Source organism: Streptomyces sp. Ncost-T10-10d (genome assembly GCF_900091955.1).
In the GTDB taxonomy this organism is placed as follows: Bacteria; Actinomycetota; Actinomycetes; order Streptomycetales; family Streptomycetaceae; genus Streptomyces.
In genome coordinates this window covers 62,594-82,530 of sequence record NZ_FMDF01000107.1, presented here as the reverse complement: position 1 = coordinate 82,530, position 19,937 = coordinate 62,594, and the positions used below count along the sequence as shown (strand labels likewise).

At 70.7% G+C, this 19,937-nt stretch carries 18 protein-coding genes and 1 pseudogene; 8 read left to right on the top strand and 11 right to left on the bottom strand.

The genetic code is table 11. The features are described from left to right. Positions 1–13: 13 nt before the first annotated feature. From GA0115254_RS17445 to GA0115254_RS17435, 3 genes are all read right to left on the bottom strand, one after another. Positions 14–823 (bottom strand): SAM-dependent methyltransferase, encoded by an 810-nt coding sequence (locus GA0115254_RS17445; RefSeq protein WP_093896219.1) that lies wholly within the window; start codon positions 821–823, stop codon positions 14–16. Between the two features lie 73 nt (positions 824–896). After that, positions 897–1,133: a DUF397 domain-containing protein gene (locus tag GA0115254_RS17440; RefSeq protein ID WP_093896218.1), complete on the bottom strand. Its 237-nt coding sequence runs from the start codon at positions 1,131–1,133 to the stop codon at positions 897–899. Then, positions 1,133–1,993 (bottom strand): helix-turn-helix domain-containing protein, encoded by an 861-nt coding sequence (locus GA0115254_RS17435; RefSeq protein ID WP_093896217.1) that lies wholly within the window; start codon positions 1,991–1,993, stop codon positions 1,133–1,135. Before GA0115254_RS17435 ends, GA0115254_RS17440 begins: the two co-directional genes overlap by 1 nt. Positions 1,994–2,200: 207 nt before the next feature. Between GA0115254_RS17435 and GA0115254_RS17430 the strand changes: the two genes are divergently transcribed. Further along, a complete protein-coding gene (locus GA0115254_RS17430) occupies positions 2,201–2,653 on the top strand; it encodes an ATP-binding protein (RefSeq protein WP_093896216.1) in 453 nt (150 codons plus the stop codon). Then, positions 2,647–3,087 carry a hypothetical protein gene (locus GA0115254_RS17425; protein WP_093896215.1) on the top strand — a complete coding sequence of 147 codons (441 nt, stop codon included), beginning with the start codon at positions 2,647–2,649 and terminating at the stop codon, positions 3,085–3,087. The genes GA0115254_RS17430 and GA0115254_RS17425 overlap by 7 nt, the downstream gene beginning before the upstream one ends. 55 nt (positions 3,088–3,142) lie before the next feature. On the opposite strand, the gene GA0115254_RS46145 is transcribed toward GA0115254_RS17425, so the two are convergent. Beyond that, on the bottom strand, positions 3,143–3,274 hold the full coding sequence (locus GA0115254_RS46145) for a carbohydrate-binding protein (protein WP_256102632.1): 132 nt from the start codon (positions 3,272–3,274) through the stop codon (positions 3,143–3,145). Positions 3,275–3,363: 89 nt separating this feature from the next. Between GA0115254_RS46145 and GA0115254_RS47630 the strand changes: the two are divergent. Then, positions 3,364–3,585 (top strand): annotated as a pseudogene (locus tag GA0115254_RS47630) (WGR domain-containing protein); the annotation flags it as partial. Here GA0115254_RS47630 and GA0115254_RS47625 read toward each other — a convergent pair. Then, a complete protein-coding gene (locus tag GA0115254_RS47625) occupies positions 3,522–3,728 on the bottom strand; it encodes a hypothetical protein (protein ID WP_370740890.1) in 207 nt (68 codons plus the stop codon). The pseudogene GA0115254_RS47630 and the gene GA0115254_RS47625 sit on opposite strands and share 64 nt — an antisense overlap. Positions 3,729–4,031: 303 nt before the next feature. On the opposite strand from GA0115254_RS47625, the gene GA0115254_RS17415 reads away from it, so the two are divergent. From GA0115254_RS17415 to GA0115254_RS17395, 5 genes are read left to right on the top strand one after another with little or no spacing between them, the layout of a single operon-like run. Continuing rightward, positions 4,032–7,097, top strand: coding sequence for a DUF4132 domain-containing protein (locus GA0115254_RS17415; protein ID WP_256102631.1), 3,066 nt, complete (start codon positions 4,032–4,034; stop codon positions 7,095–7,097). Continuing rightward, positions 7,094–8,230 (top strand): ATP-binding protein, encoded by a 1,137-nt coding sequence (locus GA0115254_RS17410; protein WP_093896214.1) that lies wholly within the window; start codon positions 7,094–7,096, stop codon positions 8,228–8,230. Before GA0115254_RS17415 ends, GA0115254_RS17410 begins: the two co-directional genes overlap by 4 nt. Further along, positions 8,230–10,590 (top strand): DUF5682 family protein, encoded by a 2,361-nt coding sequence (locus GA0115254_RS17405; protein WP_093896213.1) that lies wholly within the window; start codon positions 8,230–8,232, stop codon positions 10,588–10,590. Before GA0115254_RS17410 ends, GA0115254_RS17405 begins: the two co-directional genes overlap by 1 nt. Next, a complete protein-coding gene (locus GA0115254_RS17400; protein ID WP_256102630.1) occupies positions 10,587–11,780 on the top strand; it encodes a VWA domain-containing protein in 1,194 nt (397 codons plus the stop codon). The genes GA0115254_RS17405 and GA0115254_RS17400 overlap by 4 nt, the downstream gene beginning before the upstream one ends. After that, on the top strand, positions 11,777–13,807 hold the full coding sequence (locus tag GA0115254_RS17395) for a hypothetical protein (protein WP_093896212.1): 2,031 nt from the start codon (positions 11,777–11,779) through the stop codon (positions 13,805–13,807). Before GA0115254_RS17400 ends, GA0115254_RS17395 begins: the two co-directional genes overlap by 4 nt. Here GA0115254_RS17395 and GA0115254_RS17390 read toward each other — a convergent pair. From GA0115254_RS17390 to GA0115254_RS17365, 6 genes are all read right to left on the bottom strand, one after another. Next, entirely contained in the window at positions 13,804–15,150 is a 1,347-nt protein-coding gene (locus GA0115254_RS17390) for a 6-phospho-beta-glucosidase (RefSeq protein ID WP_093896211.1), read from the bottom strand. The two genes, GA0115254_RS17395 and GA0115254_RS17390, sit on opposite strands and share 4 nt — an antisense overlap. Before the next feature lie 97 nt (positions 15,151–15,247). Continuing rightward, positions 15,248–16,831, bottom strand: coding sequence for a cytochrome P450 (locus GA0115254_RS17385; protein ID WP_093896210.1), 1,584 nt, complete (start codon positions 16,829–16,831; stop codon positions 15,248–15,250). Between the two features lie 67 nt (positions 16,832–16,898). After that, complete coding sequence (locus GA0115254_RS17380; protein WP_093896209.1) at positions 16,899–17,513, bottom strand: GTP-binding protein; 615 nt, start codon at positions 17,511–17,513, stop codon at positions 16,899–16,901. Further along, entirely contained in the window at positions 17,494–17,865 is a 372-nt protein-coding gene (locus GA0115254_RS17375) for a DUF742 domain-containing protein (RefSeq protein WP_093896208.1), read from the bottom strand. Before GA0115254_RS17375 ends, GA0115254_RS17380 begins: the two co-directional genes overlap by 20 nt. Beyond that, positions 17,862–18,269: a roadblock/LC7 domain-containing protein gene (locus GA0115254_RS17370; RefSeq protein WP_093896207.1), complete on the bottom strand. Its 408-nt coding sequence runs from the start codon at positions 18,267–18,269 to the stop codon at positions 17,862–17,864. Before GA0115254_RS17370 ends, GA0115254_RS17375 begins: the two co-directional genes overlap by 4 nt. Further along, positions 18,266–19,873: a sensor histidine kinase gene (locus tag GA0115254_RS17365; RefSeq protein ID WP_093896206.1), complete on the bottom strand. Its 1,608-nt coding sequence runs from the start codon at positions 19,871–19,873 to the stop codon at positions 18,266–18,268. The genes GA0115254_RS17370 and GA0115254_RS17365 overlap by 4 nt, the downstream gene beginning before the upstream one ends. Between the last annotated feature and the right edge of the window lie 64 nt (positions 19,874–19,937).

Sequence of the window (19,937 nt, the reverse complement as noted above, 5' to 3'; positions counted from 1 at the left end):
GCGGGCCGGGCGGTCAGGCCTTGCGGGCCACGCCGGCGTAGCCCGGGATCGGCTCGTCACCGGAGACGTCGATGGCCTCGCCGAGTTCCGGATGCCAGTCCGCGGAGAGCGTGACACCCGGCTCGACGAGTTCGAGTCCGTCGAAGAACGTGGTGAATTCGGCGTGGGAACGCAGGCGCAGCGTCATCCCGCGGGCCTTGTACAGGGCGGACGCCTGCGCCGCACCCTCGGGGTCGAAGTCCCCGGTGGTGTGCGAGAGCACCAGGTAGCTGCCGGAGGGGAGCCGCTCGACCAGGCGGTCGACGAGTTCGGCCGCGCCGTCCTCGTCGTCCAGGAAGTGCAGCAGGGCCAGCATCGACAGCGCGATCGGCTTGTCGAAGTCGAGGACCTTGCCGGCCTGCTCCAGGATGACTTCCGGCTTGCGGGCGTCGGCCTGGATGTACTCGGTGGCGCCCTGCGGGGTGGAGCGCAGCAGCGCCGCCGCGTGCGCGAGGACGATCGGGTCGTTGTCGCAGTAGACGATGCGCGCGTCCGGGGCGGTCCGCTGGGCGATCTGGTGGAGGTTCGGCTCGGTGGGGATGCCGGTGCCGATGTCGAGGAACTGGCGGATGCCGTTCTCGGCCAGCCACCGGGTGGCCCGGTGCATGAAGGCCCGGTTGACCCGGGCCATGTCGCGCCCTCTGGCGTCGAGGGCCAGCAGCTGCTGGGCCATCTGTTCGTCGACCGGGTAGTTGTCCTTGCCACCGAGGAACCAGTCGTACATCCGGGCGGGATGCGGCTTGCTGGTGTCGATCTCGATGGCTTGGGGTTCGTGCCCGGTCATAGCGCGCTCCATGGGTCCATAAGTCGGCGAACAACGAGAGTGTGGGGCGAGGGCGGACTTCGGCGCTGCGGATTCAGGTGAGAAGGAAGTCCGCCTGACCCGACTTGGCTCCCTGGATGAAGGCGGCGATCTCACGGTGGGAGTAGATCAGGGCGGGGCCGTCGGGATCGGCGGACTGGCGCACGGCGACTCTGCCGTCCGACAGCTTCATGGCTTCGACGCAATTGCCTCCGTTCCCACCGCTCCACGGCTTGTACCAGCCCTCGGAGCCGAGTTCGGCGGCCGGCATGCCGTTGTATATGGGTTCCATCACAGCTCCTTGCGGAAGTCCCGGAGGATTTCCTTCGTGCGTTGTGCAGTTGCGGCCTGAGCCGCCATGCGGTCCATGACTTCGAGGTAGGAGGCCACCTCGGGGCGCGCGTCGAAGTAGACGGCTCCGGTCAGGTACTCGCTGTAAACCATGTCGGGGAGTTCAGGGACGCCGAAGCGGAAGAGGACGAAGGGGCCGTAGGTGCCCGGATGGTGACCGGTCGAGAACTCCGCGATCTGCAGCGTCACATGCGGCATCTCGGTCGCTTCGAGCAACCGGTCGATCTGTCCTCGCATGGCGTCGGCGCTGCCGACGGGACGGCGCAGCACCGTCTCGTCCATCACCACCCACAGCTTCGGGGAGTCCGGCCTGGTCAGCAGGGACTGACGCTCCATCCGCAGCGCCACATGGCGCTCAATGTCCTCGGGCCTGGTCTGGCCGACGGCTCCGGTGCGCATCACCGAGCGCGCGTAGTCCTCGGTCTGCAGCAGTCCGGGGACGAAGTGCGGCTCATACATGCGCAGGAGGCTCGCGGCGCCCTCCAGGCTGACGTACATGCTGAACCAGTCGGGCAGTACATCGTGGAAGCGCTGCCACCAGCCGGGCTTATTGGCCTCCTCGGTGAGCTCCACGAAGGCCTCGGCCTCGTCGTCGGCGATCCCGTACGCCTTCAGCAGCAGCTGGACATAGGGGATCTTGAGAGCGACCTCGGCGGTCTCCATCCTGCGTATCGTCGCAGGTGCGACCCGCAGCACCTTGGCAGCCTGGTCACGGCTCAGGCCGACACGCTCCCGCAGATCCTGCAGGCGTTTGCCGAGAACGACCTGACCCACGGTCGGGGCGGACCGCGGTTCGCTCACTTCAGACCTCCCGATGCGCTGTTTGCCAGCAGTGTGCCATGCGCAGGCCGTCCAAGACACAGGCACTCTGAAATTTTCAGAGTGCCCCTTGCCAAGTGTTCTCGACAGAGGGAGAGTTGGTGAGTGAACCAGTTCACGTAGTCACGGCCGCCCTCATTTGCGTGGGACCGCGGAGTGTGACGCAGCCCCCACTGTGAGGAATCGGTTGTGGCACCTGGCAGTGCGCTTATCCCCCGGCTCATGGATCTCAGCCCCGGGACGGAAGCGCTCCGGTACTGCTTCGCGCTGCCTGCGCACCCCGAGTCGGTGGCCGGTGCACGGCGGCTGACGAGAGCTCGGCTCGACGAGTGGCGGCTGGACGAGGACACGCACGAAGCGGCGATCCTGATCGTCTCGGAACTGGTCACCAACGCGGTGGTGCACACCGAGAGCGCTCGCGTCGTGTGCGAGCTGCACCGCCTCCACGGACGGCTTCGCATAGCCGTGCAGGACCAAGGACACCAGCCCGGCGGCCCACAGCTGTGCCGCACCGCCGATGACGAGCACGGACGCGGCTTGCTGCTCGTCGACGCGATGAGCAGCTCCTGGGGTTCACGCGACGCGGGCAACGGCTCGGGCCGCATCGTCTGGGCAGAACTGCGCTCGGAGCGGTCATGTTGAAGAACGCAATGTCCCATCTGCTCGGAGCACGCCGCTCCCGTGAACCCCAGCGCGCCCTCACCACGGGCACAGTGCAGTTGCCGCTGCCGCCCGCACTGTCGGCGAGCCTGGGCTGCGACGCGGTGGGGGTGCCGTCCCGGTACGGCTTCCGGCTCATGTCTCATCTTCCACGCACCGGTTGCGTCTTCGCGGATGCCGACCGCTGGTGGTGGATCGTGCCTGCGGGCTCCGACCTCGATCTGGACTGGCCCGCGCAGGCCGCCTACGCGAAAGGGGCCCGCGTTCCGGCAGTACGGCCCCGGCTGATCCACCAGCCCGACAACCGCACGCCGTACACCCCGCCCATCCCGCTCTTCCTGATGGTGTGCCAGATCACCGGTGTGACGCCGTCATGGGCATCGTCCGGCGGTGCACGCGCCGTCTCCGCTCCCTGATACAGCCGGGAATGGCGGCGGGGTTTCCCTGAGGAACCCAGCCTCATCTGCTCACTCACTTACGGAACGTCAGCCCGTCGACAGCGGCGACCTCGGAGCCGCCCGCCGCGACGAGGTGGACGTCGTGCGTGCCGGTGACGGTGTGCGGCAGCTTCACGGACTGCTCCTGCCACCCCGGGACTGCCATTTGCTCGCTCCGTGCACAGGAAAGAGCTTTCACACAGCGGTTGACCTGCTGCTTCACTCCCCGGACACCACGGTCACGCTGCGTTGTCAGTGGTCCGTTCTACTGTGGCACCACTGATCGAAAAGCCCGCGGCAGGCGGGCTGTCCGGGTGTGAAGGGGGCGGGACTGTGCGCCGCTGGGAGTACGTCGAGGGCAGTGCCTCGAAGTTCTGGGAGACCGAGGCCGAGGGTGCCGTGGTGACGGTGCGCTACGGGCGGTGCGGGAGCGACGGGCGTACGCAGACGAAGGAGTACGCGTCGGTCGAGGCCGCGTCGGCGCAGGTCCTCAAGACGATCGCGGAGAAGGAGAAGAAGGGGTACCGCGAGGTGGGGGCATCGACTGCCGGGACCGCAACGGCAACGGGGGCTGCCGCGGCGACCGCGACCGCGCCGGGCGTGGTTCCCGGAGCGGACACTCCTGCGCTTCCCGAAGCCGACGCTCTTGCTCTGCCCGACGAGGACACCTTTGTTCTTCCCGCGAGCTGGCGGCGAACGCTCCATCCCCGGCGCGGCGGAGTGCACCGGGTGCCCGGCAAGGCACGGCAGGAGACACTCGGCAAGGTCGAGGACCGGATCACCGAAGAGACCGCCTGGATCCAGGAGTTCGTGGACGCGCCGCGTTCGGATGCCGGACTGGCCGACCATCTGCGGTCGCATGTGGCCGGCAGTCCCTCGCCGGTGGGGCGGCCGCGCTGGCGGCGGTCATCGGGCTCTATCCCGTGCCCGACTCCGCGTGGGCGGACCACTGGTGCGAGCGTTACGGTCTGCCGTTCGCCGCGCGGGCCGCGGTCGAGCTGTTCTCGGTCGATGCCAACTGGCGGCAGAGCGGCACTCGGCGGAGCGACCCCTGGCTGGAGACGCTGGCACGGCCGCGCCGCGCGTACTGGGCGAGGGATCGGCGATCGCCGATGGACCGGGTCCGTGCGCTGCTCGCCGCAGCCGACGAGGAGACGTACCGGCAGACGGTCGAGGTGCTGGCCGGATGTCGCACCGATGTCCTGCGCAAGATCATCGTCTCCTATCTGGTACCGAGTGAGACCGACTGGGTCGAGGACCTCTGCGCGGATCCCGAAGTGGGCGCGGAACGGAACCACACCCTGCGCGCCATGGTGTTCAGCTCGCTGAACTCGGCCGCCCAGATGGAGCGGTTCCCCCACCGGCCGGACTTCACCGACGGCGTCGCGTTCATCGCGACGGTCGCCGAGGGCATCGGACCGGCCATCGCGACCCCGCTGGCCGAATCCCTCGACGGCAACCACTACTACTCCGACAGCGTGAAGCTCGCCGCCAACTCCCTGGTGGAGCTTCCCACCGACGTGGCGTTCCTCGGCCTGCTGACCCATGCGGACTCGAAGCATGTCCGTCCCGCTCTCCTCGACGCCATGCGCCGCTACCCGGTGCGCGCGGTGCGGCTCCTGGCCGCCGAACTGCGCGGCGCTTCGACCTCGTCGTCCGGCCGGACGCTGCAACTGCTCCGCGGTCACATCGGCGCCCACCACGAACTGGTCGCGCTCGCCGTCGCACTCGGGGGCCTGGACGCCGAGGTCGTGGAGATTGTCGAGCCCCTGCTCAATCCGGAGGATCTGATCGCCGACGCGCCCGTGGACGCGCTGCCCGCCGTGCTGACGGCGCCGCCGTGGTCCCGGCCCCGCACCACGGTGAAGGAAATGGTCGTGACAGGTCCGGCCGCCGTGTCCGAGCCCTCGCTGGAGTGGCTGCCCGAGGAGCGGGCCGTGTGGGCGGCCACCTCCACCTGGTACACGGCCGAACACGCCGACGACGACTGGGAGAAGGGCACCGCGGCCCTGCGCCAGGAACTGAGCCTGTACGATCTGCGGCTGGCCCGGGTCTTCGTCCACGGGCCCGAGGAGGTGGTCGCACCGCTCCTGCCCGCCTGGGATCCGACCGATCTGTGGGACGGCCTGGACACCCTCAAGCCGGTCGTCGCACGGTTCGGTCTCGCCGCGTTGCCGCTGCTGTTGCGCGCCGTGCCCCGACAGCCCAGCTCGCTCGCCCCGCTGCTGCTCCCTTTCGTCGACGTGCAGGTCGCCCGGCACATGGCGGACTGGGCGGTACGGCTCAAGTCCACCGCGACGACGACCCGTTCCTGGTTCACCCGGCACGGTGTCGCGGCCGCGCCGCTCCTGGTGCCGGACGCCGTGGACAGGAAGGGCGCCGCGCGGCGCGCCGCCGAGCAGGCACTGACACTGATCGCCACGGTGCACGGCGACACCGTGGTGCGCGATGCCGCGCGGGTGTACGGAGCCCGGACGGAGGCCGCGGTGGAGGTGCTGCTGTCCGTGGACCCTCTGGAGCGGGGGCTGCCGGCCAGGATGCCGGTGCTGCCGGGCTGGGCGGAGCCCGCCGTGCTGCCCCAGATCATGGTCCGGTCCGGCGGTGCGCTGCCGGTGCAGTCGGTGCGCCATGTCCTGACGATGCTGGCGCTGTCGAAGCCCGGCGAGGTGTACCCGGGGGTCGCCCGACTCGTGGAGACGGCCGAAGCCGCCTCGCTCGCCGGTTTCGCCTGGGCCCTGTTCGAGCAGTGGCAGCTGGCCGATCTGCCCGCGAAGGAGTCGTGGGCGCTGCACGCGCTGGGACTGCTGGGCGACGACGAGACGGTCCGCCGGCTCACACCGGTCATCCGGTCCTGGCCCGGTGAGGGCGCGCACCACCGGGCGGTGGAGGGCCTCGATGTGCTGGCATCCATCGGCACCGATGTCGCTCTCCTGCATCTGCACGGCATCTCGCAGCGGGTGAAGTTCAAGGCGCTGAAGGCACGGGCCCAGGAGAAGATCGCCGAGGTCGCCGTGGGACTGGGGCTGACCGGGGAGCAACTCTCCGACCGTCTGGTGCCGGACCTCGGCCTCGACGAGGACGGTTCGACGGTCGTGGACTACGGCACCCGTTCGTTCACGGTCGGCTTCGACGAGCAGTTGCGGCCCTATGTGCTGGACGGTGACGGCAAGCGCCGCAAGGACGTGCCGCAGCCGGGTGTCCGGGACGACGCGGAGCTCGCCCCGGCCGAGCGCAAGCGGTTCATGGCGCTCAAGAAGGACGTCCGGACGATCGCCTCCGACCAGGTGCGCAGGCTGGAGGCCGCGATGGTGTCCGGACGCCCCTGGACGGCCCAGGAGTTCCAGGAGCTGTTCGTCGGTCATCCGCTGCTGTGGCATCTGGTGCGCCGACTGGTGTGGCTGAGCGAGGCGGACGACGGTGTGCGCACCGCCTTCCGGGTCGCCGAGGACCGTACGTTCGCCGACGCCCGGGACGATGCCTTCGTCCTGGCCGACGACGCGACCGTGCGGCTCGCGCACCCGCTGGATCTCGGCGACGAACTGACCGTCTGGTCGGAGGTGTTCGCCGACTACGAGATCCTCCAGCCGTTCGCGCAGCTCGGGCGCGCCGTGTACGAGCTGTCCGAGGAGGAGGGCTCGGGTTACCGGCTCACCCGGTTCGAGGGGCTCAAGGTGCCGACCGGAAAGGTCCTCGGGCTGCAGCGGCGCGGCTGGGAGCGCGGGGTACCGCAGGACGCCGGAGTGGAGCGCTGGATCTCCAAGCGGCTGGCCGACGACTGCTATCTGGTCATCGCGCTGCACGAGGGCATCGCGGTCGGGGTGGTCGACATGTTCCCCGAGCAGCACCTCGAAACAATCTGGCTCGACAACCGGCCCAATGATCACTGGGCCCGCCACACCCATCCGCACCGATTCACCGATCTGGACGCGGTGACCGTGTCCGAGCTCCTCGCCGACCTGACGGAACTCTCCGAGGGCGTCGCCTCATGACCGTACAGAACGAAACACGTGTCGAGCCGCCGGCCGGCGGCCCGCCCGCGGTGCAGCGGCCCCCGGCCGAGGTGCGGTACGCCGAGGAGCTGGCAGCGCTGCGGGCCGACGACCGTGATCCGCGCCCGCCGGGCTGGGAGTTGAGCCTGCGCGCTGCGCGCCGCTTCGTCATCGGTGACGCGGACGCGGGTATCAGCCGGAAGTTCGTCGGCAATCCCTCATTGGTGGACCGGGCACTGGTGACGCTGGCGACAAGCCGTGGGCTGATGCTGGTCGGGGAGCCGGGCACCGCCAAGTCGCTGCTGTCCGAACTGATCGCGGCCGCGGTCAGCGGGGACTCGACACTGACGGTTCAGGGTGGTGCGGCCACCACCGAGGACCAGATCAAGTACGGCTGGAATTACGCACTGCTGGTCGCCGAGGGTCCCTCCACCCGCTCGCTGGTCCCGGCTCCGATGCTGCGCGGCATGGCGGAGGGCAGGCTCGTGCGGTTCGAGGAGATCACCCGCTGTCCGCTGGAGGTGCAGGACTCGCTGTTGTCGCTGCTCTCGGAGCGGGTGGTGGCGATCCCCGAGCTGACAGGGCCGGACGGCATGGTCTTCGCCCGGCAGGGCTTCAATGTCATCGCGACGGCCAACACCCGGGACCGGGGCGTCAATGAGATGAGTGCGGCGCTCAAGCGGCGGTTCAACTTCGAGACGGTGTTCCCGATCCCCGACCTGGACACCGAACTGGCGCTCGTCGAGGCGGAGGTGACCACTCTTCTGCGGCGTTCGGGAGTGGAGTCGCCGCCGGACCGGGATGTGCTGGAGGTTCTGGTCGGTACGTTCCGGGAGCTGCGTGCGGGGGCCGGCGAGAAGGGCGGACCCGGTGGGGGCTCGGACCGTCCTTCGGCGGTGATGAGTACTGCGGAGGCCGTCTCGGTCGCCCATGCCGTGGGCGTGCGCGGCTGGTTCCTGCGCGGCGAGCCGGGCAGTGCCGCCGACGTGGTGGCGTGTCTGGCGGGGACGGCGGCCAAGGACAGCCCGGAGGACCTGGCCCGGCTGCGCCGCTATCTGGAGCAGCAGGTGCCGCGCCGTCGAAGCCCGGCTTGGAAGGCCCTGTACGACGCACGCCACCTGCTGGCCGACTGATGTCCGCGGTGTTCCTGGGGGTGCGTCACCACTCCCCCGCCTGCGCACGGCTCGTCGAGCGGACCATCGAGGAGATTCGGCCCGTCCAGGTGCTGATCGAGGGTCCCGCCGAGATGAACGGACGGCTGGACGAGCTGCTGCTCGGGCATGAGCTGCCGGTCGCGGTGTTCAGCCACTACCGCGACGGGCAGCGGTCCGCGACGTCCTGGGCGCCGTTCTGCGACTACTCGCCCGAGTGGGTCGCGCTGCGGGCGGGGCGGGCGGGTGGGGCGGAGGTCCGCTTCATCGATCTGCCGGCCTGGCACCCGGCGTTCGCCGAGCGCACCAACCGCTACGCCGATGCGGAGGTCCGCTACGCGGAGGCGACACAGCGGCTGTGCCGGCACTTCGCGGTGGACTCCTCGGACGCCCTGTGGGACCGCCTGTTCGAGGTCGAGCCCGACAACGGTCTCGCCGAACGGCTCGACGCCTACTTCGCGCTGGTGCGCGGGGACGCGGAAGCCGATGCCGGCGACCGGGCGCGCGAAACATACATGGCGGCGTGGGTCCGGGCCGCGGTCGCCAAGGCCGGGGACCGGCCGGTGCTGGTGGTGACCGGCGGCTTCCACCAGCCCGCGCTCCGGGCGCTCACCGGATCCGGCGGGAAGAGCGCTGCCGGCGGCGACGGCTGGGAGCGGGGCACGGACGGGTGGCCGGAGGTGCCCGCCCCGCCGGACGGGGCCCTGGCCGGGAGTTTCCTCGTGCCCTACTCCTTCCGGCAGTTGGACGCCTTTGCCGGGTACCAGTCGGGGATGCCGTCTCCCGGCTACTACCAGCAGGTGTGGGAGGCGGGCCCCGAAGCAGCGGCGGGCGGCTTGCTGCGCGTGGTCGTCGAGCGGCTGCGGGCGCGTGGATTCCCGGTGTCCACCGCCGATCTGATCGCCGCGCGGAGTCTGGCCCAGGGGCTCACGGCGCTGCGCGGCCATCCGCGCCCCGCCAGGATCGATGTGCTGGACGGTCTCGCGGGCGCCCTGATCACGGACGATCTGGACCGCCCGCTCCCGTGGACGAGCCGGGGCACGCTGACGACGGGGGCCCATCCTGTGGTCGTCGAGATGGTGGCGGCCTGCAGCGGCGACCGTACCGGGCAACTCCATGCCCGCACTCCGGCGCCGCCACTGGTTCACGATGTGGCGGCGCAGCTGGCCGGGCTGGCGCTCGACGGCGGCCCCGAGGCCTCGTACCGCCTCGATCTCACGGACTCCGCCGACCTGGAGCGCAGCCGGGTGCTGCACCGGCTGCGGGTACTGGGGATTCCCGGTCACGGGCGGACGGCCGGTCCCGAGCACGGCATCGACCCGGTCTTCACCGAACGTTGGGAGGCGCAGTCCGTCTCGGGGCGCGAGGCCGCGCTGGTGGAGGCGGGGGCCTACGGCGCGACCCTGTCGGAGGCGGCTGCGGCCACGCTCACCGAGCGCACGCAGGGCGCCGCGGCCGAGGCCGATGGCCTGGCCCGGGCGCTGTTCGACGCGGTGCTGTGCGGGATGGACGGTTTCTCCGAGCAGCTGCTCGGTGAACTGGCCTCCGGTGTGGGTGAGTTGAAAGACGCCGGCTCGCTCGGGGACATACTCTCCACGGCCCTGGGGCTGTGGCGGCACGACCGGGTGTTCGGGGTGGCTCACGGTCCTCTGCTCGCCACTGTGATCAACGGGGCGACGGGTCGGCTGCTGTGGCTTCTGGAGGGGGCGCGCGGTGCGTCGGGGGTGGGCTTCCCCCGGCTGCGGGCCGTGGTCGCGGTGCGCGACGCCCTGCTGCACGCGCCGGGGCTGCTCTCCGTACCGCGGGAGACGGCGGCCGCGATCACGTGGCGGATCAGCGGCGATCCGGAGGCACCGATCGATCTGCGCGGAGCCGCGTTCGGACTGCACCGGACCCTGGCGCGGGCCCCGGACGCCTCCGGGGACCCGGCCGAGGCGGTACGTACGGTCGTGACGGCCGGTACTGATGCGCTCGGCGACTGGCTGGCCGGACTGTTCGCGCTCGCCCGCGACGAGGTGACGGGCACGGTGCGGAACGAGGGCGGGGACGAGCGCGGCGGTGTCGCGGAGTCGCTCATCGACGTGCTGGACAGTCTGGTCTGCGCGCTGCCGGACAACGAATTCCTGTCGGGTCTGCCCGCTCTGCGTCAGGCCTTCGCCTTCTTCCCGCCACGCGAACGCGACGGGATCGCCGGTCGCCTTTTGGAACGGCGCGGGGTGCGCGGCTCGTCGCGTTCTCTGCTGCGGACCACCGAGGACCCGCTGCTGATCGCCCGGGCCCGCTCCCTGGAGGAGTCCGTGTCCCGGCTGCTGGCCCGCTATGAACTGGGAGCCACCCCATGACCATGCCCGAACACGTACCCGGCCGGGCACCCACGCCCGGGGAAGGAGCCGACGCGGCTCCCGACGCCGGGCTGGAACGCTGGCGGCTGGTGCTCGGTTCCGCCGCCGAACGGCACACCGGACCGCTGGGACCGGGCAACGCCGGCCGGGATGCCGCACTCGACTGGCTCTACGGCCGCGACCCCGACCTCGCCGGACGCGGTGTTCGCCGCTCCGGCACCACCCCCCGTACAGGAGGTGACGGCCCGTCCACCGTGACCGCGGTCGACTGGCTCGACGGCATCCACCGGCTCTTCCCGAAAGAGACCATCGAGCGCCTGGAGCGGGATGCCGTCGAGCGGTACGGCATCCAGGAGATCGTCACCGACCCCGCGGTGCTGGAGCGGGTCGAGCCGAGCCCCACCCTGCTGCGGGCCGTGCTGCGTACCAAGCACCTGATGAACCCGCAGGTGCTGCGACTGGCCCGGCGCATCGTCGAGTCGGTGGTGAAACAGCTCCTGGCCAAGCTCCGGCCGGAGATCCGCCGGGCCTTCCACGGCACCCGCTCCCGTAAACCCAGTCGGGTGCCGCTGGCGAGGGACTTCGACTTCCGGCAGACGGTACGGGCCAACCTCGCCCACTACCAGCCGGGCGCGCGGCGTCTTCTGATCGAGCGCGCCCACTTCCACTCCCGTACCCAACGTCATGTGACGCAGTGGCAACTGATCCTGCTGGTCGACCAGTCGGGCTCGATGGCCGGATCGGTGATCCACTCGGCGGTGACCGCCGCGTGTCTGTGGGGCCTGCCCGGCCTCAAGACGCACCTCGTCGCCTTCGACACCCAGGTGGTGGACCTGACCTCGGATGTGACCGACCCGGTGGAGCTGTTGATGCGGGTCCAGCTGGGCGGCGGCACCGACATCGCGCGGGCCGTGGAGTACGGCGCGGGTCTGGTGGAGAATCCGCGGCGCACGATCGTCGCGCTGATCACCGACTTCTACGAGGGCGGCGACCCCTACCGGCTGCTGCGCACGGTGCGTGCGCTGGTGGAGCAGGGCAGCACCGTGCTGGGGCTGGCCGCGCTCGATGAGGACGCCGAACCCGAGTACGACCGTGAGCTGGCCGGACGACTCGCCGCGGCCGGGGCACACATCGGGGCGATGACGCCGGGCCGCCTCGCCGAGTTCGTCGCCGAGAGGCTGGGGCGATGACCGACACGACGAGCGGCACCGTCGCCGTACGCCCCGATCTGCTCGCCCTCACTGCGGACACACTCGCGGCATTGGCCAACCGCGGCCTGGTCAAACGGGCCACGAAGGAGCTGGACGCGGGCACGGTTCCCGCTCTCACGACCGACGCGGACACCACGGTGCGAGCCCTCTTCGGCGACGGCACCACCACGGCGCTGCCGCCCGGCAAGGGTCTGGACGACGGCGACTGCAGCTGCGTCGCACCGGGCGTGTGCCGCCACCTCATCGCCCTGGTGCTCGCCTATCAGCGCCGGGCCGAGGTCCGAACGGACGGCGGCGCCCCCGCCCCCGTCGCCGGCTGGTCCCCCGGCAGCACCGACGACGCGGCCCTGACCGAAGCCGTCGGCGCCCGTCCGCTCGCCGCGGCCCGCCGTACCTTCGAGCGGGGTTACGCCGCAGTTGTTCACCGTCCGTCCCCGGACCACCCCGAGCCCCGGGTCGAACTCCCCACCTGCACGGTGCGGTTCCCGGTCCCCGGAGAGATCGCCTACGCGCTGACGGATGCGGCAGCCGCGCTGCGCGGCGAGGTGGTGGCGCTCGCGGTATGGGCGTTCCGCGCCGCCGACGCAGCGGGGACCGCCGAGCGCTCCGTCCCCGTCCGGATCGGCGGACGCGCCACCGTCCCGTCCGCGGCCGGGGCCGCGCTCGACGCGGCCGTCGGGCTGGCGGGCGAGCTGCTGGCGGAGGGCGTGGCCCATGTCGGACCGGTCCACGGCGGAGCCCTGGCACGAGCCGCTGCCGGGCTGACCGCCGAGTCGCTGCACTGGCCCGCTGGTGCGCTCGCCGAGTTGACGGACCAGCTCACGGCGTACGCCGACCGCAACGCCCACTATCGCCCGGAACTGGTCGCCGCCCTGCTCACCGAGTTGTACGCCCGTAGGCGGGCCGCCGCACTCCCCGGCGTACTCGGTACCCGCGAGGCCGGGGACACCCCGCTGCGCCGGGTCCGGCTCACCTCGCTCGGCTGCCGTGTCCACGGCACACCGCAGTCCCTGATCTGCGAGGTGTATTTCGCTCATCCCGGCGCAGGCACCGTCCTCGTCCTGCGAAAGACCTGGTCGGCTGCCGAGGGCAAGGAGCTCACCGGCCACCTGCTGTCCACCCGCCGTGTCCTCGCCACGCCCCTGAGCTCGCTGGCCGCCGGAAACCTGGTCAGCGAGAGCGTGCGGCGCACGCCGAGCCGCGCGCTGACGGTCGCCCGGGGCCGGCTGGGCACGACGACCATCACGCCCGTCGGCGCCGCCTGGACGGAGCTGCCGGAGCCGTTGCTCGTACGGGATCTGTCCGCGCTGACGGCGGGCTGGGAGGGCAGGCCGCCCCGGCTGATCCGGCCGCGGATCGAGGCGGAGACGGTCCATCTCGTCGCCCTGTCAAAGGTGGAGAGCGTCGGTTACGACCCCGCCGAGCAGCGCCTCGAAGCCGTCGTGCGTGATGCCTCGGGGACCCCCGCGCTGGTGACGTCGTGCTACCGGCCGGAGTGCCCCGGTGCGTTGGACGCCCTGGCCGACGCGCTGGAGGGCGGCGCCACGCACGTGAGTGGTTCGGTGCACCGCTCCGGCGGTGGAATCCGGATCGATCCGATCGCGGTACTCACTCCGGCCGGGGTGATCGTGCCCGATCTCGCGCCCGGTGACGGTTCCACGGCGTTGGCAGCGGTGGCGCACCATCCGTCCGATCCGCTGACGGCGGTACTGGACGAGGCGACGTCCGCCATGTCGGCGGTGCCGCACAGCGGACTGCGCCATCTGAGCAGCCCCGCCCGTCACCGTATCGACGAGGCGGCGACCGCGCTGGCACGCACCGGCCTGACCCGCGCCGCGACCCTGCTGCGCGCCTTCCTCGACGCTCTGGACAACGGGGCCGCGCCGAACGAGGAGGGCCTCGCCGCCCGCTCCGATGCGTGGCTGGAAGCCCAGCTCCATCTCCTGGTCAGCAGCGAAATCCGTTCATCCCGTAAGGAGTTCGTGGCCGCGCCGACACCCTCCTAGGGCCGATTCAGATAGGCGAGCCCGGGATGCGCCTTCGTGTACCCGTCGAGGAGTCGTCCGGCCACGGCCACCGAGTCGACCAGCGGGTGCAGCGCGAAGGCCTTCACCGCGGTGGTGCGTGAGCCGCTTTCCGCCGCGTCCAGTACAGCGCGCTCGACGGCCTTGACCCCGGTGACCAGTCCGACGGCGTGGTACGGAAGCGGGTCGACGGCGACGGGACGGGCACCGTTCGCGTCGACCAGGCACGGCACCTCGATGACGGCGTCCGCGTCGAGCACGGAAAGCGTCGTACGGTTGCGGACGTTCAGGATGAGCGAGGTCCGTTCGTTGCGGGCGACGGCCCGCATGAGGGCGAGCGCCACCTGCTCGTAGCCGCCGGACTCCAGATCGTTCTCGTCGCGCTCGCCGACTCCGGCGACCTCGCGGTTCTCCGACATGTAGGTGGCTTCGCGTTCGGCGCGGGCACGGTCCCAGGCCGGCAGTGCGGCGGCGGCCGGGTCCTTCACCCGGGCGTAGAAGCCCTCTTGCTGCTCACGGAGAAAGGCGCCCCGCGTCTGCTCGGCGTCCTGGTAGGCACGGACGGCTTCCCGGTTGAAGTAGTAGTAGTGCAGGTACTCGTTGGGGATGGCGCCCAGCGACTGCAGCCAGTCGACGCCGAAGAGTCTGCCCTCCTCGAAGGAACCGAGAAGCTCCGGGTCCGCCAGCAGCCGCGGGAGTTCGTCGCGGCCGTCGACGTGCAGCGCGCGGACCCAGCCGAGATGGTTGAGGCCGACGTAGTCGATCCGGGATCGGTCGGGGTCGGCGCCGAGCACCCGGGCGATTCGGCGGCCGAGGCCGACCGGGGAGTCGCAGATGCCGATGACCCGGTCCCCCAGGTGACGGGACATGGCCTCGGTGACCAGGCCGGCCGGGTTGGTGAAGTTGATGACCCAGGCGTTCGGGGCGAGCCGCGCGATGCGATGCGCGAGGTCGACGGCGACGGGCACGGTGCGCAGCCCGTACGCGATGCCGCCCGCCCCGACCGTCTCCTGGCCGAGTACGCCTTGGTCCAGGGCGACCTGTTCGTCGGCGGCCCGCCCTTCGAGACCTCCGACGCGGATCGCCGAGAAGACGAAGTCGGCGCCGCTCAGCGCCTCGTCGAGCTCGGTGGTGGCGGTGACGGCGGGCGCGTCCGGGACGTTCGCGGCCTGTTCGCCGAGCACCCGGGCGATGGCGGTGAGCCGGCCGGCGTCGGTGTCGTAGAGGGTGACCGCGGTCACGCGGCCCTCGGCGTGATCGGCGAGCAGCGCCCCGTACACGAGTGGAACCCGGAATCCGCCGCCGCCCAGAATTGTCAGCTTCACGCTTCCGCATGGTACGTGGGCGGGCCCGGACGGGGCCCGGGCGACTCCGGACGGCAGCTCTCCACCGGGCCGATGCTTCGCCTCGACTCCCGCCGGTTCAGTGGCCGCGCCACCAGCGGGAAACGGTCCGCCACAGCCTCGCGGGGGCGGCTTCGCTGCGCTGCTGCGGGATCCGGCCTGCGGCGGACCGCCCGGCCGGCGTTCCACCGGACTCGTGACTCACCGTCGCGGTGGACGTCACACCAGGCGCACCAGGCGAACCCATCGGGGCAGGCGCCGGTGCCGCACCGGGAGTGCGTCCGGGTGTGGGGGCGGTGTGCCGGCCCGTGGCCTGCACCTCCCGGTCCTGGCGCGGCAGATTCGGCCTCCCCATGGACGGCGGTTCCTTGTCGTCCTGCGGCTCACGCGCGGCGAAGTCCGCCGGAAGCTCCACGAGGTGCCGGCCCATGATGTTCCCGATCCATCTCAACTCGCTCTCTTCGACGGCGAGTTCGAGGTCGGGTAGCCGCATGAGCAGGGCGTCGACACCGACGTCCGCGATGGCGCGTCCGATGTCCTGCCCCGGGCATTCATGGGGGCCGCCGCTAAAAGCGAGGTGGGCGCGGTTGCCTTCCATGTCGGCGTTGAGGTCAGGCCGCACCAGCGGATCGGTGTTGGCCGGCGCGATGCCGACGATGAGGGCGTCGCCCGCCTTGATCTGCTTACCGCCCAGTTCGGTGTCGCCGACCGCCCAGCGACCGAAGACCGCGGTGAACGGCGGCTCGTCCCACAGGGTCTGCTCGACCGCTTCGGGCACCGTCATATGACCGCCGCTGAGCCTGGCCCGGAAGCGGGGATCGGTGAGCACCATGCGCAGGACGTTGGCGATCAGGTTGGCGGTCGCCTCGTAGGAGGCGATGAGGATCAGCCGCAGGTGCTCGCTGACCTCCTGGTCGTTCATTCCTGCCGGGTGATCGACGAGCCAGGTGGCGAAGTCGTCCGCCGGTTCGCGCCGGCGGCGTCGGACGAGCCGGGTCAGTGCCTCGAGGACGTAGGCGTTGCTCGCGACTGCGGTCGCCGTGCCGCGGGTCATGTCGCGGGCGGCCTGGACCATCCGGTCGTTGTACTCCTCGGGCATGCCGAGGATCGCGCACATCACCATCATCGGCAGCCGCTCGGCGAACTGGCTGACCAGGTCGACACGGCCTTCCTGGCAGAAGTCGTTGACGAGCCGGTTGCTGTAGCGGTTGACGTGGCGGCGTACCCCGCGGGTGTCGATGCGGCCCATGCTGTCGGTGACCGCGCCGCGCTGGCGTTCATGAGTGGCGCCGTCGGCGAAGACACAGACCGGCTGCCAGGTGAAGATCGGGGCCAGTGGGTGGTCCGGGGCGACTGTGCCGTCCTGCAGGGCCCGCCATCGCCGGGAGTCGCGGGAGAACTGCGAGGGAGTACGGGTCACGTGCAGGTTCTCGCTGTGCCCGAGGACCAGCCAGACAGGTACGTCTCCGTGCAGCAGGGCGGGGGCCACGCTGCCGTGTTCGGCGCGCAACTTGTCGTACAGCCCGTGGGGGTCCCGCTCGGCCTCCGGGCCGTAGAGCCGGCGCAGTCCGCCGGGGCCGACACCGAGGCCGTGGGCCGGGCACTCGGGGGGCGGAACCGGCCCCTGAGCCGCTCCGGGCTCGTAGTGGAATGGGGTTGTCACGATCGCTCCAGGGATCAGGATTCCAAGGACCAGACGGATGGGACGCGCGTGGGGGTGTGTACTGCTGTCAGGCGAGCGGGAGCGCCAGACTGTGCAGATAGCGCATCAGCGTCATCAGTACGTCGCGGCTGGAGGCACGCAGCCGGGCGTCGCAGTCGATCACCGGGACCTCTTCGGGGAGGTCCAGAGCGGCACGCAGCGCCTCGACGGGGTGTTTCGGGGCGCCGGGGAAGGTGTTGACGGCAACGACGAACGGCACGCCGCGCTCCTCCAGCCGCCCGATGACGTCGAAGCTGACTTCGAGGCGGCGGGTGTCGATGAGGACCACCGCGCCGAGGGCGCCTTCGAACAGGCCGTTCCACAGGAACCAGAACCGTTCCTGGCCCGGGGTGCCGAACAGATAGAGGATCAGTTCCTCACTGATGGAGATCCGGCCGAAGTCCATGGCGACAGTGGTGGCGGTCTTGCTCTCCACCCCGAAGTTGTCGTCCACGCCGACTCCGGCCTGGGTCATGGTCTCTTCGGTGGTCAGCGGCCGGATCTCGCTGACGGATCCGACCATGGTCGTCTTGCCGACCCCGAACCCTCCGACGATCACGACCTTGACCGCGGCTGTCGCCGTGGTGGGAAGGACGTCCTCGCGCCGGGGGCCGGTGATCGTGTCAGAGCTTCTGAAGTCCATGCATCACCGCTTCGAGAAGGGACCTGTCCGGGAGAGTGGCGCGGACGATGGGCGCACGCGATTCGATGAGTTCGGTCGCGAGGAGTTCCGTGAGGAGCGATGTCACCACGCTGAAGGGCAGACCGAGGTACGCCGAGATCTCGGCGACGGATAACGGCGCCTGACAGAGCCGCAGGATCACGGCCTGCTCGGGTTGGACCGTCGGCGTCGGCTGGGCCTTCGCGACGACCATCGTGACCAGGTCGAGCGGCGCCCGCTCGCTGCCGTCGGGATCGCCGGTGATCACGTACAGCCGTTCCGGGTCGCTCAGTGCCGGATCGGCCATTCGGCGTTCTCGTCGGGGAGAATTCATCCGGCCTGCCCGTCATGGCGCGGCGGGCTCGTCAGGTGGGCACCGATCCTGACGACCATGTCGCGCATCCGCGACCCGACGAGCCCCGCGTCGACCGTCTCACCGGCAAGGACCGCGAGGTACGCGCCGGTTCCTGCGGCCATCAAGTAGAAGAAACCGCCGGTGACTTCGATCACGACAAGGCGCATGAGGCCATCGCTGTACGGGATTTCGGAGGCGACGGCGGCGGCCAGGCTCTGCAGCCCCGCGCAGGCCGCCGCGAGGCGGTCGGCGACATCGGGGTCGCCGCCGTGCCGGGCGATGCGCAGACCGTCGGCGGAGAGCACCACGATCTGGTGGATGTCCGGCACGTCGTCAGCCAGTTCCTTGAGCATCCAGTCCATATTTCCCCGCTGCTGGATCACTTCAGGTCTCCCTTGTCCCAGGCATCGTCAGAGTCTTCGTCGGCCTTCGGCTCCTGCGGTACACCGTTGACGGCGTTGGTGAAGGCCTCCAGCCAGAGTCCGGGGGGCTGCGCCTTGCCGCTGTCGTTCCCCTGGCTGTGGCCGTTGGTGTGGCCGTTGCGCTGTCCGACGGTGGGGTCGACGGCCTGCGCGGGGAGGTTGTGCGAACCCAGGGGGGCGCGGCCGCGGCTGCGGCGTTGCGGGAGACCGCCCGCGGTCCACTCGGTCACCACGGGGACGTCGTCCTCCATGGCGGCCGCGGGGATGGCCGGCCGGGTGACGGATGCGACCGGTCCGGTGGCCGGGCGCTGGGCCACGGGGCGGGGCTTGCGCCGTGCCGGCACGACGTGCTTCATGGCCTCCTGGTCGATGTCGCTGGTGGGCCTCGATGTGGCGCCGATGCCGTGGGCGATGCCGGGAGCGGGTCCGGTGGTGATCATGACGCGGGGCACGATGAGTACGGCGCGGACACCGCCGTACGCGGACTGCCGCAGCGAGACCTGGAGGTCGTACATCCGCGAGAGCCGTCCGACGACTGCCATGCCGAGTCGCGGGGACTCGCCGAGGTCGTTCATGTTGGAGCCGGCCTGGGCCCTGGCGAGCATGTTCTCGGCCCGCGCGCGGGCCTCCTCGCTGAGCGAGACACCGCCGTCCTCGATCTCGATGGCGATGCCTGTCTGCACCTCGACGGCGGTGACGTGCACCCGGGTCTGCGGCGGCGAGTAGCGGGTGGCGTTGTCGAGGAGTTCGGCGCAGGCGTGGATGAGGGGTTCGACCGCCGTGCCGATGATGGCGACCTTGGCGATCGAGTGCAGATCGACGCGCGGATACTCGAGGATGCGCGACATGGCACCGCGCAGCACGCTGAACAGCGGCACGGGCTTGGGCCATTGGCGACTGGGGCGGGCGCCGCCGAGTACGGCGATGGAGTCGGCGAGACGGCCGATCAGCGCGGTGCCGTGGTCGATGCGGAGCAGGTCGTCGAAGACGTCGGGGTTGCGCCCGTGGTGCTCCTCCATCTCCCGCAGTTCACTCGCCTGGCGGTGGACGATCGCCTGGACGCGCCGGGCGACGTTGACGAAGGCGCGCTGCGCGGAGTCACGCATCGCCTCTTCGTTGTCGACGATGTTCAGCACCGTGTGGACGAGGGTGCGCTGGGCGTCGGGCAGGTCGCGGTACAGCTCGTCCGCGTCGACGACGTCCCGGAGCACCTCTTCGGGTGAATTGCCCACGCGCAGCCGGTGGATGGCGGCCGGCAGGAGCTCCTTGCTGATCCGCACGGTCTCGTCGTCGTGTGTGGCGATGCGCCGCTCCAGGTCGGCGAAGCGCCGTTCGTACACCGCGCGCTGGGTCCGCAGATCGCGTCCCCGGCGATTGAGTCGAACGGTGAGTGCGGCGACCACGACGGTGGCGAGCGCGCCGCAGCAGACGAGTGGTATCCGCGCGGCCTCGGAAACCAGTGCCACCGCGGCGGCGGTGGCGCCGCCCATCAGGAGCACGGGCAGCAACAGGGCGCGAACGACGGGGGTTTCTCGTTCGATCGGCGGTGATTCAACACGAACCATCTAAAACCTCTGGCGGTTGATTCGGGAGGTATACGCGCTTGCAGGACACTCGGGAACAAGCGCT